General features: G+C 45.8%; 1 protein-coding gene. It reads left to right on the top strand.

Translation table 11 applies throughout. The annotated features are described in order from the left end of the window. The first annotated feature begins 108 nt into the window (after window positions 1-108). Complete coding sequence (locus OCU28_RS12805) at window positions 109-18,555, top strand: retention module-containing protein (protein ID WP_261818074.1); 18,447 nt, start codon at window positions 109-111, stop codon at window positions 18,553-18,555. The last annotated feature ends 41 nt before the right edge of the window (window positions 18,556-18,596 follow it).

Genomic DNA, 18,596 nt, shown 5'->3' on the forward strand with positions numbered 1-18,596 from the left:
TTTTTGTTATTTTTGTTTTAATATTAAGTTGGTAATATGTGATTAACGTTGTTGATGTAATGAGTTGTACTGCGCCCACATTTGGGCGTAGAGAAAAGGATTATGGCTATGGAAGAGCGTATATTATCGGCTACAGCGCAAGTTGTAGAGGTCTCGGGTAGTGCGGTTGTTGTTAGTGCCAGTCAGGGTGCGAGAGGGATTGAGAGAGGAGAAACATTAACCCCGCAATCTGTACTTTTACTGGGCGATGATGCCGATGTTTTAGTTCGCACGGCTGATGGAATATTGCATCTCTCGCAAAATTGTGTCGCTTGTTTGTCGGTGTTTGATGATAGTAAAACCGCAATTGCATCGACAACTATTGGAGGGGAGTTTGGTCTACAATTAAGTCCCACTGAGCCAGCGTATACTGAACAAGATATAGCGGTTATTCAAAAGCTGATCAGTGAGGGGCAAGACCTCAGACAAGCCCTTGAGACCGACGCGCTAGTGCGTGAAACCGATGCTGAGAACTCGGCGAATGGTGGGTTTGTCAGCGTTGCTTTTAATTATCCGCAGGTGCTAGCCAGTACCGATTTTGAAACCGATGATTCATTGTTACCATTCGAATTAGTTGAAGATGATGGGCTGACCATATCTTTTGCCGAAGGAGGTGGGAGTATCACCACCGGTTTAGTTGAAGGCTCTCTTTCGCAAAACTCATACCCTCAAACAACGGTCGGTTCTGTTTTTATTGAGCAAGCTACCTTCGAGCTTGATGCCGAGACATTTGTAGTGGCTCCGCTCGATATCGATCAAGTGCTTGCTGAGCTGAATGCACATATTACCTCTGCAGGTGAAGCGGTTATTTTTGTCTATGATCAGGCAGCCAACGCGATTGTCGGTACCGTATCTAATGATGAAGTACTTTCAATCACGATTACCACTAATCAGTTGGATACTGGTATAGATTTAGTGGTAACAACCGCTATCTCTTCCCCAATTGACCACATCGATTTCAACGGACAGTATGTCGCTATTAATGATGACAAGCTGAACATAAACTTTGATATTACTGGGCAAGATTCAAGTGGATTTGACCTAGTTGAACCGATTTCATTTAGTACCACTATCGCCGATGGCATTAACCCTGTATTTGGTTCCGTCTCTGCAACGGGAACCACCACCCTAAATGAGGGCGATGGGATAAGTACCAATAGGCCAGCTGATGGTGATACCGGATTATCTTTAGGCAGTGATAGCGCTGAATTTTTTACCATTGATACCGCTATTCTTTCCGATCCAAGCTGGTTAGCCCTGACGTCCAATGGTATGCAAACGAGCCTAAGTTTGAGCTCGGATTCTCAAGTTGATGTTGATGCAAATCCAATCCTTGATAAGGTCATTGTCACCCTAGCCGATGCACCGAATATTGTGGTGCTTGAGATCGTGGTAAAAGTGGATGGCACCTATATTGCGACCTTGATGCAACCACTAGATCAAGGGGCTGATAACCTTACTCAGTTGCAGATTCCGGTCAAGGTCGTGGATTATGATGGTGACTTAACCCCGTCTGTGATTCAGGTGGTCATAGAAGATGGTCAGGATCCAACGGGTGAATCGAGCCTACTTGATTATATAGAGACTGTGGGGGAGCAAAGTCAAACTCGTCATATAGAATTTACAAAGGGCAGTGATAACCTAGATGATATCTCGTTTGAAGTAAGCGTCGTCGATGACCCTGCTTGGACAAGTATACAAAGTAACGGTGTAGCAACCGAAGTTTTGCTGTCTGATGACGCTAAGACTCTCACCGTTCAAACCTTGAGTGGTGAGCTTGTTCTTAAGGTGGTGATCGATAACAGTGGTGATTACACCCTGACTCAATATCGCGCTATCGAGCAAGACAATGACATATTGCGGCTCACTATTCCGACCACGGCAACCGATACCGATGGTGACTCGGTTACCGAAAATATTAATCTGGTTATTCGAGATAATATCAGCCCACAAGGCGAGCCAAGTGAGGTTGATTACATTGAAACGGGCACACAAGGGCAGACCATTAACGGTCAAATTGACTTTACTGTGTTTAGTGATGCGATTGATGTGGTGCAGTTTGCCTCGTCAATGGAGGTTGACCCCTCATGGACTGAGCTTACCTCGAACGGTTCACCGCTAACCGTGTCTTTATTGGCAAATAACACCATTTTAAGTTTATCTACTGTTGAGAGCCCCAATGATGTTGTGATGTCGATTTCGATTAACCGCGATGGCTCTTACACCCTAGTGCAAAACGCGGCTCTAGACCATCCAATCGACAACCTTTTACAATTGCCAATCACAGTAATTGCCACTGATTTTGATGGTGATAGCGCCAACGCTCAAATTACGATTAAGGTCAGCGATGGCATCAATCCTAGTGCGCAAAATTCGAGTATTACCTATACCGAACTCGATGATGCGGTGCGCAGTGCAGTAGGTACGGTACAAATAAATAAAGGCTCAGATGACATCGCGAGTGTGGTGTTTTCTCCAGTAATCGCTGATGATTCTAACTGGTTAGATATTACCTCAAATGGCGTTGCAACTGAGCTGAGAATTGAAGACAACGTCGTTACTTTATATTACCAAGTGCCGGACTCTATTCCAGTACAAGAAGTTGTGGTTCTAAGGGCGACAATTGGACTCGATGGCCGCTATGTTATTGAGCAATTTGACTCTATCGATCAAGATGATGATTCATTAGATATAGTGCTGACATTACCTGTAGTCGTCACAGATAGCGATGATGATGTAGCCACCGCGCAAATCACCTTAACCATACTTGATGGGGCGAACCCAAGTGCTGGAGATGCACTGGTCGAGTTTGAAGAAAAGGCCACCGAGCAAACCTTTATTGATCAGTTTGAGATAGAAGCTGGAGTGGATGCCATCCAAAGTATTGTGTTCAATGAGGCAGTACTAACCAATGATAATTGGACTGGATTGTTAACTAATGACAGCGCGGTGCAGTTGTCTCTTAGCTCAGACGGAACCTTACTCACGGTCGCTTTAGGTGACGACCTTTCCAGTGTGGTTCTGGAAGTTGAACTTTTAGATGTGGAAGGCAACTTTAGAGTCACTCAATTTCAGGCGTTGGATCATTCACAACTTGAGCAGATCTTACTTACCCTACAAGTTGATTTAACCGATACCGACGGCGATGTTATCTCGACAGAGATCGGAATCAATATCAGCGATGGCGATGATCCTAGCTTACAGCAAAGTACGGCGCCTGATATCAATGAAACCGGAGCCGAAGTTTCTGTTACAGGCTCGGTTGCGGTGGTGATGGGGAGCGACAACGTTGATAGCGTGGTGTTTGATGAAACAACGCTGGTGGCGGACGACACGTGGACAGAACTGCTGAGTAATAACCGCGCTACTGAGGTGTCAGTCACCGGTAATGTGCTGGTGGTTTATATTTCCCCAGACCCAAACAATATTGTGCTTCAAGCGCAGATAAACGCAGACGGCAGTTATACGGTTACTCAGTTTCAGGCGTTAGAACATAATAGCAGTGACAGCCTAAGTTTAACCTTACCCATTGTGGTGACTGATACCGATAATGACGTTGCCCGAGATACCATCACTGTCAATATTATTGATGGAACTGACCCAGTAATTAGTAACAGTTCAGTGACGTTATCTGACGATACCACCGAAAATCTGGCCTCCGAAATGGGATCGGTCGATCTGGTGGTGGGCAGTGATGTGGTGGAGTCGATTAATATTGATCTTAGCGATCAACAAACCGCGCAATGGGATGCAGTGACCAGCAATGGTCAATCGACCACTCTCACGGTTGTCGGTGGCAGCTTAGTGCTGACATTAGATGATGATAGTGAGGTATTACGATTTGATATCGGCCTTGATGGCCACTATGTTATCACTCAGTTCTTGCCCTTAGACCAACCCCTAGATAATCAAAGTCTGTTGTCCGCTACCGTTATTGCAACCGATGCCGATGGAGACACAGATACTGCGCTGATTGATATCACTATTCAAGATGGAGTCGATCCAAGTAGTGCTGACAGTACAGTGTTAGCTATAGATGAGAATGACATATCATCACTGGAAACAGGTGATATCGCACTTATTGCAGGCGTGGATGCGATAGCTAGCGTCCGATTTAATGCCAGTGTACTGAGTGATGCAGATTGGTTGGGCTTGCTTTCAGATAACCGAGCGACGCAGCTTAACCTTTCACAGGATGGCTCAGTACTAACGGTACACATTGTCGATAATGAAGACGATGTGGTGCTAAGAGCAACAGTTAATATTGATGGCAGTTACAGTATTGAGCAGTTACAGGCGATAGAGCAAGACAGCGTAAGTAATATCAATGAGTTAGATCTGATTGTAGATGCCACTGATACCGATGGTGATATTACTTCAACCAGCGTATTGGTATCCATAACCGATGGCGACGATCCGACGACAACTGCGACTAATGCAGTATTAGATGAAAATGATATTGGCACCCCAGATTACCAAGCTATTATCGGAAATATCACTCTAGTAAAGGGCAGCGACTTGGTTGAGTCGGTAGTGATTGATAGCAGCATATTGCTCAATAGCGACTGGCTTGGCCTGACAAGTAACGGTCAGGCGGTGGAGCTTGAGTTAGATTCAACGCTGCAAACAGGGGAAACGGACACCTTATTTGTTCGCCGCGCTGATGATAAATCTTTAGTCCTTGAGATTGTGGTAAAACTGGATGGCAGTTTTGAAATATCTCAACAGGCTCCGCTTGATCAGCTCTCTGGAAATAGCTTAGATCTCTCTTTACCTGTGGTTGCCAATGATTCTGACGGGGATAACAGTCACGCTGATGTATTAATTACCGTAAATGATGGCGATGACCCTATTGGTGTTGGTGACGTTGTCACAATAAAGGAGGCCACGGAGGTGGTGTTCGGCGGTGGACAAGTACTATTTACCCCTGGCAGTGAGGATATCGCTGATATCTCATTCGACCCGCAAGTAGTTAATGATGCCAGTTGGTTGGGGCTGATAACGAATGGCGAAGGCGTGAGCGTGGCCCTTAGTGACTCTAAAACCCTTATTGTGACTTCTGACTCTGGAAAAGAGGTCCTGAAGGTCACTATTGATAATGAAGGTAATTATCAGCTAACCCAGTCGTTACCTATCGAACAAGATTTATCCGATGTCACTCAATTGATTTTACCGGTTATCGCCAGTGATTCAGAAGGCGATACTGGAACGGTGGATATTGTTATCAATATCCAAGACAACCTAGCGCCAGTGGCGCAAACCAGTACCTTGCAGTACACAGAGACAGGTCAGAGCGGGCAAACAAACAGCGGCGCGATTGTATTTGTACCGGGCTCTGATGCAGTCCAAAGTATTATTTTGGACTCTGCGGTATTAGATGACCCAGCGTGGGGCGCCTTAACCAGTAACGGGCAAGCGACAACACTGGCATTAGATACTGCCGCTAAAACCTTGACCCTGAGTGTGGGCGCAGACCCGGTATTAGTGGTCAATATAAGTGATGATGGCAGCTACAGCGTGGTGCAAAATGCAGCCTTAGATCAGCGCGTTGCAGCGGATCTAAATGACTTGATTATACCGGTTATTGGGACCGATTTTGATGGTGACCAAAGCTCTGCCAACATCAATATTCAGATAACCGATGGCGATGAGGCAAGGGTAACAGCAAGCAGTGTTGCTATAGACGAAGATGACGTCATCGATGGCACAGCGTCTAATTCAGGCTCTATCAACTTGATACTTGGTAGCGATACCACTGCCAGTGTCAGCTTTACCTTGTCTGAGGTGCAAAAAGGGGGATGGGAGTCGTTGACAAGCAACGGTCAAGCGACTCAGGTAGTGACTACGGCCAATTCCATTACTGTTCAGTTAACTGACGGCACGCCAGTATTAACTCTAGCTATCGATATTGCGGGAAACTATACAGTAACCCAACTGCAAGCATTGGATCAGATTGATGACATAACGTCACTTCAGCTCGGGGTTGATGTCATCGATAGCGATGGCGATACAGTATCAACTGTCATCGACATTACTATTAATGATGGCGATGAATTTGCAATTGTTGCGGGAGATAATAGCTGGAATGAAGACAGCATAGGTGATGATACGCAGCCTATTACGGGTGATCTTTTGTATCAGGGGAGTGATGCGATAGCCGATGCATCATTGAATCTTTCTGACAGTCAACGCGCGATTTGGGAGACTATCACCAGTAATGGCGAAGCAACGACGTTAACCGTAACGGACAGCTCGATCGTAGTGAAGACGCTATCAGGGGAGACTGTTTTACAGCTGCAATTAAATGGAGATGGCAGTTACAGTATTGAACAGCTGCAAGCTATCGACCAAGATGATGATGCACTTATAAACCCCAACCAACTCAAGTTGGCTATCGATGCAGTTATTACGGATACCGACGGCGACCAAACCTCTACCAATCTAAGCTTTACCATCCAAGATGGCAGTGACCCGGTTATTGTCGATGATATTGCGGATCTCTTTGAAAGCGATATTGGAGATTTGACAACGCAACCATTTACAGGGGATCTGACGCTGACAGCGGGAAGCGATGCTGTCACCTCTATAGAGATCAGTGATGCGGTTATAGATAGTCAAAGTCCATGGCAAAACTTGACCAGCAATGGCTTGTCGGTAACCGCTTCTTTGTCGTCCAGCCTGCAAACCAATATCAATGATACCTTATCTCTTCGCCTCGATGATGGCACGTTAGTCATGCAGGTGATCGTGAATATTGATGGCAGTTACACTGTCGATCTGCGTCAGCCCTTGGATCAGGATGTCAGTAACCTCACTCGCTTGCTGATCCCAGTACAGGTCACTGACAGTGATCTGGATAGCGCCTTGGCAACCATTACCGTACAAGTTACTGACGGTGATGACCCTAGCGGCATTGATAGTGATGTGTCATGGACAGAAACAACCACAGAGCAAGCCATGAGTGGCACTATCGATTTTAGTGCCGGCAGTGAGGATATCCAAAGTATTGAGTTTGATCCCGCACTGCTGCTCGCGGCAGATTGGATTGGGCTACTTAGCGAAGGAGAGTCGGTATCGGTTGCGCTAACCAATGGCAATAAGACCTTAACCGTGACAGGGGCTGATTCTGATGCGCTTATTTTGAGTGTGAGCATAGATAACGATGGCAACTATGATATCACCCAGCATCGACCTATTGAGCAAAATGGTGCAACCAATAGTAATAACTTAGTGCTGCCGGTATTGGCCAAAGACTCCGATGGTGATTCGGGTAGCGCTGCAATCAATATCACGATTAATGATGCGCTGGCACCGAGTGGTGAGGATGCCAATCTCAACGTGCAAGAACAAGGCCTGCCAACGATTAGCAGTGGTGAGATTGTTTTTAGCGTGAATAGCGATTCAATTGAAAGCTATCGATTTGATGAGGATATTGCCAGTGACCCTATATGGACAGCGCTAACCAGTAACGGACAAGCCACAACCCTTAACGTTACCGATGCCCTAATTACGCTCTCACTACATAGTGATTCGAACGTGGTTGTTCTCGAACTAGCGCTGGACGCGAATGGGGGTTTTACCCTGACCCAAAACCTGCCTTTAGATCAAGATGTGATAAGCAATATTAACCAGCTGGTAGCTGGAGTTATCGCTACAGATTTTGATGGTGATAGTGCGAGTGCAGATATCATCATCAACATTACCGATGGCGCAGATCCCAAGATAACAGATGGCACATTGAGTCTTATTGAGGGGGTTGATGGCACTGTAACTAATGGCTTTTTAACTATTACTAAGGGCATCGATGATATTGCCAGTGTTCAGTTTGATGAAGCGGTTATTGATGATCCGGCTTGGGGAAATATTACCAGTGATGGACAAGCGACTCAGGTACAACTGAATGGCGATAAAAACCAAATTATTGTCTTTAAAGGGGGAGATGTCAGTAATGAAGTGCTTAAAATCACCCTGAATGAAGATGGCAGTTACACCTTGGTTGAAAGTGATGCGATTGACCAACCGAATGAGACTGACCCGGTACGGCTATCTGTTAATGTCATTGTGACGGACACCGATAATGACTTTGATAGCGGTACGATTAACATCAGTATTTACGACGGTGATGCGCCTATTGTTAATGACGCTGTGGTAGATATCACTGAGATTGAAGGGCAGCAGAGCTTTAGTGAAAAGATTGAGGTGATTGCGGGTACAGATGCGATTACCGAGTTTCGCATTGATAGCAGCATTACCTCAGATACGAACTGGATTAATTTGGTCTCGAATGACCAATCTACTGACGTGTTATTGTCGGCGGATGGGCGTCTATTGACGGTGTTTATCACTGGTGATGTGAATAATAAGGTTCTTGAGGTGCAACTCAATGACCTGCTGGGTAACTACACAGTAACCCAATTTCAAGCCGTGGATCATACGGCGCTAGAAGATCTGCTACTTAATATACCCGTCACGGCGACCGATTCCGATGGGACTCAAGCGAGCGGTAATATTGCCGTGACGATTAGTGATGGTGATGCCCCTACCATTAGTGATGATAGTCAAAGCTGGAGTGAGGACGATATCGGCGATATCTTCCCGATTTTTACCAATGTTGACTTGGTCACCGGCAGTGATGATATCGCGTTGATGCGCTTTGTGTTAAGTGAGCAGCAGACCGATGATTGGAGTGCATTGACCAGTAACAATCAGTCAATCGTATTAACGGTGACCGACTCTGAGGTTCGCGCCAGCCTAGCCGATGGCAGTGTGGTGTTGGTTGTTAGTTTAAACCTTGATGGCAGCTATGATATTGAACAGCTGCAAGGGTTAGATCAGGATGCTTCAGGCATTACTAAGCTAAGCCTTGGCGTTGAGGTCGAAGATAGCGATGGTGATGGTGATACGGCAACGATTGATTTTACGATTGCCGATGGCCAAACCATCACCACAGATCCAGCACAGGTGCGCTGGAGTGAAGACCAGATAACAGATAGTGGTTATAGCTTTAGTGGCGATCTCAATTATCAGGGCAGTGATGGGATTGAGAGTGCGGTACTCGACCTGACTACAGTGCAAACGGCGGCATGGAATACGATTACCATTGATGGTGAGGCGACCACGCTTGAACAAAATGCGCAAAGCCTTGTGGTGCGTAGCAATGGCGTGATTGCTCTGCAATTGAGTTTAAACAACGATGGCAGTTTTGAGTTAGAACAATTTCTGGCTATTGACCAAGACAACAGCACCAGCGATCAAACCTTGTTAAGCGCAGGGGTTATCTTCACCGATAGCGATGGGGATGTAACTAACTCAAGTATTTCGGTCACTATAGATGATGGACAAAACGTATCATTAAGCGATAAGACTGAGCAATGGAACGAAGATGATATAGGCACAACGGATCAACCTATTGTTGGCAATATTGAGCTTAGCCTCGGGCCAGATGGTTTAGATCAACTTAGCTTTGAGTTAAGTGCGGATCAGCGCAGTGCGTGGAATGCTATCACGAGTAATGGCCAGAGTACCAACCTAGTGGAAGGGGAACGCTCTCTAGAGCTGCAACTGGCCGATGGTACACTGATACTCTCTATCTCTATGGATATAAATGGCGTTTATACCATTGAACAGTTTGATGCGATTGACCAGCCGAGCACGGACATCAGCGCGCTTGAGGTTGGCATTCTTGCCCTAGATAAAGATGGAGATGAAACGCGCAGTAGTATCAATCTCAATATTGAAGATGGCACAAATATCGGGTTAAGAAATCGCCGCGTTACATTTAGTGACGATGATATTGGCAGTGACTCGTTACCGATAACCGGTGATTTGCGATTACTGGAAGGCAGCGATGACCTAGCAAGCTTTGGTTTTAACCTCACTAACGGTCAGACCAATACCTTAAACAGTATTACCAGTAATGGTGAGCAAACGTCATTTTTGGTGACAGAAGATAATACCTTAATTACGGTATTTCTTGATTCTTCCCCCGATAGCTCGGTTCTGAGCATAAGACTAAACACCGATGCCAATGGACAATTTGATGGCACCTTTAGTGTTGAGCAATTCGAAGCGATTGATCAGACCAATAATCGTGACCGACTGGACTTAGCATTGCGGGTAGAGCTGCAAGATACAGATGGGGATATAACTAGGGCAAATGCTCGAGTTCGAATTAATGATGGTACAGATCCCACGGTTATCGATGATGTTATTGAGCTGGTGTGGAATGAGAACAATATTGTGGGTGGCATTGATTTCCCAATAACAGGGGACATAGGTTTAGCCGCTGGAGTCGATGCGATTAGCTCAGTTGGTTTTGCGTTAACGTCGACCCAACAAACAACATGGGATGCATTGACCTCAAATGGCTCTGATACCCAGCTTATTATAAGCAGTGACGGCCAAACCTTGACCTTAGTCACCGGTGATACCAACCAAGATGTGGTGTTAATCGGTATCATTGATATCAATGGTAACTTTAGTTTTGAGCAGAGATTGCCCCTTGACCAATTTGCCACTGACGATACCAACCGTCTGGATGTAACTGTCGAGGTAACCGACAGCGATAGCGATGTGGTGACTAAGGATATTTCATTAGTCATTGAGGACGGGGAAGACCCAGATTCCGTCGACCAAACGGAAGCGGTAAATGAGGATGTGACCCTTGACCAAGACAGTGAGCAAATTGAGGGAACGATTGAGCTAAGCAAAGGGATTGATGCCATTGCGCAGGTGAGATTTGATGCAGGTGTATTAACTGATCCAGCGTGGACGAGTCTAATCAGCAATAACCAAGCACTTGAGTTAGAGTTGAATGCAGATGGCACAATACTTACCTTACATGTGGCAGGTAACAGCAGTGATGTGGTGCTCATTGCCGGTGTTGATATAGATGGCAGATACAATATCGAGTTACTACAAGCCCTTGAGCAAGACAACAATGGCTCTGATAGTAATATTCTTAATCTGGTAGTGAATGCGATTGATAGCGATGGGGATGTGAGTCCATCACGCATCACTATTGAAATAGCTGATGGTACAGACCCGCAAGTAGATCTGACCCCACCTCTTACGGTAGATGAAAGTCATATTGACCAAGGAGATAGCAGTTCAACGCCAATCCAAGGCGGTAGCAACCCAGATGGCTCTTTAGAGGTTGGAAGCTCTGTCGTTACCTATATACAGGGGAGTGATGATGTTGAGGCTTTCTATGTTGATACTGATAGCATCAGTGCCAGTTACATAGACAGTAATGGCCAAACACAACCGCTGCCACTTACCTATCAAGGCGTTGCCATTACCTTTATCGCAGTAGCGGGTGGATACATGGGTATTGCGACGGTTGACGGTGCGCCACTAGATATCCTTTCAATCCAACTGAATAATACTGTGGGTAGTAGTGATTTCGGACGCTTTGACTTTGAGATAATTCGCGCTATCGATCACCCAATTGCTGATGTTGCAGACACCGTAAGTATTCGTCTTCCTGTCTTTGTGCAAGATATGGACGGTGATACCTCACCTTCTCAGGATTTGATTGTCAATGTGACCGATGATGTGCCAGAAGTGGTGAGTAAGTCTATCTCGGTAGTTGAAGGGGATGACAGAGTCAGTGTTAACCTTTTAAGGCAAGATGGCCTAGATACCGATGGTGCAGATGACGGCGTATTGACCGCAATTACTATTGGAGATACCACCTTAAGTGTTGACCCAACTCAGGGGTTTCAGAGCTTTAATCTTTATAGTGATGGCAGCTCACCTCTAAATCCAAGTGACCCTCTGTTGTTGATGGGAGTACTTGAGGTGCACCCTGATGGCCGAGTTCGATTTACCGCTGAATCGGATGTCCTACAAAGTGGGGATTTGGTGGATATAAGCGTGGCAGTAACTGCCACAGACAGCGACGGTGATACCGATACCACGCCGATAACGATTACTGTTGATGATATTAGCTCGCAGATCACCTTATCACAGGCCAGCGGCAGTGAGGATGCTGGACGCAGTGTGACTTTAGGTGATACCAACCCTCAAGATAATATTCTCGTAGCGGATGCGCCAATTAAGGTCAACATTAGCGTTAATACTGGCGATTTTGATAATAGCGAACAACTCGGTGATATCACTATTAAGGATGTGGACCCTGGCGAGGGGGCGTTCTATTTCTATGATGGCAGTAATTACGTTGCACTTGCGGTGGTGAATGGAGCGGTGACGTTAACTCAAGCGCAACTGCAAACCTCCACCTTGGATAATCAAAACTGGAGCGTAGAGAATCTATACTTTGTTCCTGCTCGTCATCAAGGCAGCGAGGGCGTGGATTATCGCTATTCGATAGAGATTAACGTACAGCGTGCAGGAGTGGACAGTGAAACCTTGTCTGGAGAGCTGACTGTCGAGGTGGTAGCGGTGGCCGATAGCGCAACCTGGGATCCACTCGACAATAGCTATGTGGTTACTGTGGATGAAGATGACAGTGATGCCCAGCTGAGTATTTTGGCAAAAACACAAGATGCGGATGGCTCAGAAAGCCTCTCTTATGAAGTCAGTTTTGTGGCCGATTATGGACAGCAACTTTTAGTCGATGGTGTGGCTCAAACACCAGATAGCAATGGACTATACATCATCACCGCAGATGATATCGGTAAGGTGAGCGTTAATCCTGCTGATGACTGGAGTGGGGCAATTCAGCTGAAAGTTGTTGCTATTACCAGCGAAACCGACCCAAATGCCGCACTTGCCGAAGCCCGTTCAGAAGTGCGTTACTTTACTATTAATGTGAATCCAATCGCAGATGAAGGCGCACTGACGGTCACTCGTATCGTCATTGATGAAGATACAACCACTACGCTAGATCAGCATATTCAAATGGCCTCGCCTCAAGATATGGATGGGTCAGAGTCATTGTTTGTGGAGATCTCCAATCTGTTAGATAGCAATGGTAATCCTGCAACCTTGAATTGGTTAGGTGACCCAGCCGATAATCCTATTGTGGAAGTATCCAGCGGCGTGTTTGAAGTGGCTTACTCCCAGTTATCTCAGGTTGAATTTGTGCCATTTATTCATAGCAACCTAGATTTTGAGTTTACTGTGACAGGTATCATTCGCGACCAAGCGCACGTGCTTGACCCTGCGAATGAGCTTGCTGGTGGTGGAACCGCAGGGGTTGCTAGTGATGATCGACGACTCGATGCTCGTCAAATTGTGGTGGATTTGAAAGGGGTGGCCGATGCCCCGATTGTAGATATCGATGGCATTGGCGATATATGGGAAGCGATAACTAACGACCAAGGCTTTACCACTGGCATTCAAACCACGATTGATGAGAACCAAGACCTACCTTTGACCTTTAGTATTATCTCGGGGGAATTGATTGATTCGCCAATGGATAACTCAGAGTCGATCGCAGTTCTTCTTTCAAATATTCCTGAAGGTGTTGAGCTTATCGATGAAGACAATAACTCCATTGATTTGGTGTTTGTTGATTACGATGATGATGGGCAACCCGTTTATCAGGCGAACTTGACTGAAGCTGGGGTTGATTCAGGCATCATTGTACGTCCTGCAAACTCTTCAACTCAAAATATAGAGTTAAAGGTGACGATTGTTGTGACGGAAAATGATGGTGCCTCAGAGGTTTTTGAGGGCAACGTTGTTATTAAGGTTCAGCCGGTCATTGATGCTCAGGTGGCCTATTCGGCTAGGGCAGTTGGTGACGAGGATGAGTTTATTGTTATCGACTGGCTGCCAACAGGCTCTAATTTTCCGGATGTTGATGAAAAAATCTCATTTTTACGTCTAGAAGGGATCCCCGAAGGGTCCGCGATACGAATTGATGGTAATGAAATAGAAGCGAGTGAGCTTCAAATCATTGATGGTGAAATACTTATCCCATTTCGAGATGAAGAAGGTGGCTTGGTTGAGGGCTGGCTTGGTTTACTCGATGGCAGCAGCCGCATTGAGATCCGCCCCCCACAAGATGACAGTACCGACTTTGAATTAACCGCTGTGTTGGTTGTAACCGAGAGCGATTACGAGTTACAACAAGGCATTGACCCTAACGAAGGGCGAGCATTTAAGGAGATCACAGGCACGATTGATGTTGTTGTAAAACCCGTTGTTGAAGACGGCGCAATGTTAAGCGTGTTTGATCAAGATGATCCAGATACCGCGCTAACTGCTATTGAAGCGGATGCAGAAGGCAAGGTGCGCTTTACTATCAATAATAATGATAACGAAGCCGGCCGTTATAGTATCAATATTGATGATTTAGACTCGTCCGATAATGAGGGTGTTGCTAATCCGCCATATGAGTTAGTTGACCAGTTGGTGGTTGATTTTAATACAACAGATCCCACTATTCTTGACCAACTGATCGTATTGGGTGCTGTTAATAATGGCGATGGCACCTGGGTAATAACCGATGAAAATAGCTTTGAAATACTCGCGCCTAACGGCTTAGTTATCGCGGATGATCAAGATTCGAGCTTCTCGGAACTTAACATTACCTTTGTGGCGCTGGCTTATGACCGAGGTGATGAGAATGAAGGCGGTGGGGAAAGAGCACGTAAAGAAACCGACATTACACTTCGTTTCCCTGAAATCATCTCGGGCAATGACAGTATTGCCGCTGATATAGGGGTTAACACTGATGCAGACGATATTATCCTCGGTATTGAAGACGGTGGGGCTATCGATCTTGGACAACAGATCAGTGATAAAAATATATTTGAGGTAGTAAACGCCGATAACGTAAGCGATCAACTGTCTATTGTGTTCAAAGGCCAAGCTCTACCCGCTGGTTTTTCTATCAATGGTGCAGATTACGACTATGTGAATGATGAGTATATCTACCTTGCGCAGATAAACCCTGACGGCACGATTTCAGGCACGGGTGGGCTGACGCTAAGTACACCCAACGATTATGCTGGAGATTTGATTCTAAATTTCTTGGCCGTTACAACGGATACCTTGTCAGGGCATGAAAAAAGCTTCAGCTTATCGTTACCAATTGCTATCTCACCTGAAGTCGAGGCGGATCAAAGCTTATCGGTTGAAATTGTCGGGACTAGCGGACTCAATGATGAACTGTTACCCGTAAATAGCTCTGTTACTTCTGATGTTGAAGTATTCCAACCTGGCATTGCTTATGAAGATGGGCTGATACACCTCAATATTGATGTGTCATCTACTGATCTTGATGTGGATCTGACGCGAGGTGTAGAGGAGATCCAATCGATTACGATTGCAGTTAGTGACCCTAGTGAGGGCTGGTTAGTTGATACTGATGGCAATCTAGTGGAGTCAATTACCCTTAATTATGATCCGCAAAACCCCAATGCTGTGAATGATTTCTTGCAGAATGTACGCTTTAAACCGGCGCAGCACTTTCCTGAGGGAGACAGTGATAATACGGTATCGCTTACTATTTCTGGTTCTATTACCGATACCACCGATTTCGATGAAACCGATGGCTATACCAAGGGTACAGATCAAGACTCAGTTGTAGGCTTTAGCGGTGAGGTATCGTTTGAAATTGTTCCAGTACTAGATCCAATTATCGTCGCAGGGGGAGACCGCTCGAGTAAGATCGTAATTACCGGTCAAGAAGATACCGATATTACCCTTGATCAGGTTAATGGTGACCCATTTGTGGTGTCACTGACTGATACAGACGGTTCGGAAGAGTTTGTATCGATTCGTCTGACGGATGTACCAGATGGCTTTTTGGTTCGCTCTCGAAATGAAACCGGTGATGATGGCTTTAGTGTAAAAAATAATGGTAATGGGTTCTGGACTATTCAACTTAATGACACTGAGGCAACCAGCGTATCTTTTGATGATATCGTTATTACTCCAGCTGAGAACTTTAGCGGCACCGTTGATATCGGCATTCTGGTGTTTACCCAAGAGCAAGACTTAGCTGTACCTACCGAGCATAACGCAGAGTTTACCTTGGTGGTGTTACCGCAAGGGGATACAGTTGATAGCGATATATCAACCTCAGTAATTGGTGTTGAAAATCAGGATATTGAGATCTTACTTAATGCCTATATCGTTGATAACGATTACGCATTACCGGGCAATGGTAGCGGCGGTAATTACCTAGAATCGGCACCTGAGACGCTGCGAATCACCGTTGAGAATGTACCGCAGGGTGGTGTTATCAAGCTAGAAGACGGCACTGTATTTACTGACAATGGCGATGGCAGTTGGGTGCTTGATGTTGAAGCGCAGCAGTTGGACAAAATTGTATTTAACTCCGGTGACAACAACTCATCAAACTGGGATCCCGCGCAGATCACCGTCAAGGTGCAATCGGTGGATACCGGTTTAAATGATTTCCAAAGCTTAGGTAGCGCAACAGAGCAAGTGGTCGATATCTCCATAGAAGCGGTCAATGACCAGCCCATGTTCGGCGGTGTAGCTGATCTTACCAGTGTTGAAGATGATGAATACAACATAACCAATCTTTCTATTTCAGACCCAGATACAGCGGATGACCCGCTCGCGGTTTACACCTTTACTATCAGTGTTGATAGCGGCTTACTCGCCTTTGCAGATGATGCTGAGCAGCAGTTTGGTATCTCGATTACGCCTGATATCGCCACCGATTCCTTACAGCTAACGGGGACCGTGGCACAAATCAACGCCGCACTAGCCGATGGGGTTCGATTTAACCCAGATGCGGATTTTTATGGTCAGGTCAGCGTTGATATCAGCATAGATGACGGCGGAAATATCGGGGTCGTGGGTGAACCCAACACGAATGCTGGAAGCTTTATTATTGATGTCGAGCCAAAGAATGACCAACCAATTATTAGTTCAATAGCCGATAGTACAGTGCTAGAGGATGGCTCTGTAACCCTTACCGATATCGCCATTAGCGATGTGGATGCACTGGATAATCCAGATACTCAGTATACAGTGACCTTATCTGTCCCAAGTGGCCAAGGTAGTTTTGGTTTTGTGGGTGATCCCGATGACTTTTCCGTCATTGTTAGCGGGCTAGATTCCGATAATGTCGCCATCGATGGTACGGTTTTACAGATAAATGCGTTGCTTAGTATGGGGGTAATTTTTTCTCCGGCAGCAGATTATAACGGTACCACAACGGTGACGGTCGAGGTTGATGACAACGGAAACCTTGGAGTGGTAGGTGAACCCAATACGAACCAAGTCACCTTTGATATTGAGGTTATCGCGGAAAATGACGCTCCGCTTAACCAATTACCGACCGATATTATTGTCGATGAAGGCAGTGAGATTAAGGTGACTGGCATCCAAGTGAGCGATGTGGACTATACGGGGATGTTCTCAAGCAGTGCCATTGAGGTCATCTTGAGCGTTGATATCGGCCTTATTGATGTGGTGACGAGTAACAGCAATGTTGTGATTACGAGTAATGCGACTAGCCGTGTTGTGTTAAACGGCCCGATAGATGATGTGAATGCCGTACTGGCAGAGGTTGCTGCAAGTGATGGTATATTTTATCGCAACCAACAAGGTAGCGATGCCGCTCAATTGACGGTCACAACTCGCGACAACGGAGTGTTTGATGATAATGGGACGGTTGAATCCGATAGTGATAGCGTCACTATTACCATAAACCCTGTAGCCAACGCGCCAACGCTAGCCCTAGACCCAAGCGCAAAGCGCAGTCTAAATACCTTAATTACTGAAAGCGCAATCCAAAGCCGAGGCATTCCTGTTATTGGTTTGATAGCGGCACTAACCGATATTGGTGAGGCTCTATCGATTGAGATTCGCGGTCTAGATGCCAACGCTATTGTTGAAGCTAACAGCGGAAGTGTTGTTGTAGACAATGGAGTATGGGTATTGGATGAAACGGCATTGTCGAGTGCGGTGGTGAAGTATCCAAATCCGATTACACCATTGGATCTCGACTTTGAGGTGGTGGCCGTTTCTAAAGAGTTTGATGGCGTAACAGAGTTAGATTCAGCAGATTCTATAGCCGTTCCTTATACTGTAACTGTGGTTGCCGATGATGCACAACTCGATGCTTCGGCTGAGTTGGACTCTACGACTGTAGTGAGTGGTGACGATGCCAGCGTGATCATTGGTTCGAGCAATGATGATGAGCTTATTGGCGGTGAAGGGGATGATATACTCGATGGTGGATTAGGCGCAGATATCTTAACCGGAGGGGGCGGAGCCGATAGCTTTATTTGGCAAGTCATCGATGACACTGTTGAAGATATTATTACTGATTTCAACGTGACAGACGGCGATAGCATTGATTTAGTGAGTATCTTTGATGAACTAGAAACCAATCTTGACCTTGATTCACTACTGGATGATTTCGCAGATTCACAGCAGTTAGTTGTGAGTCACATAGATAATACCGATGATATTAAGGTCGATATCACACTTGATACGCAGCAACAGTCAATTGTAGTAAAAGGGCTTTATAGTCAACTTGATACGGCGAGTGACCCAAGCAAAGATCTGCTCACGGTCATGTTTGAAAATAGCGTGTTTAAGTATGATGGCAGCTAATTTTGATAAGGTGCTTAAAATTTGGCCGCTTAGCGGCCAAA

The sequence above is a fragment of the Vibrio gallicus genome, assembly GCF_024346875.1.
GTDB classification, from domain to species: Bacteria; Pseudomonadota; Gammaproteobacteria; order Enterobacterales; family Vibrionaceae; genus Vibrio; species Vibrio gallicus.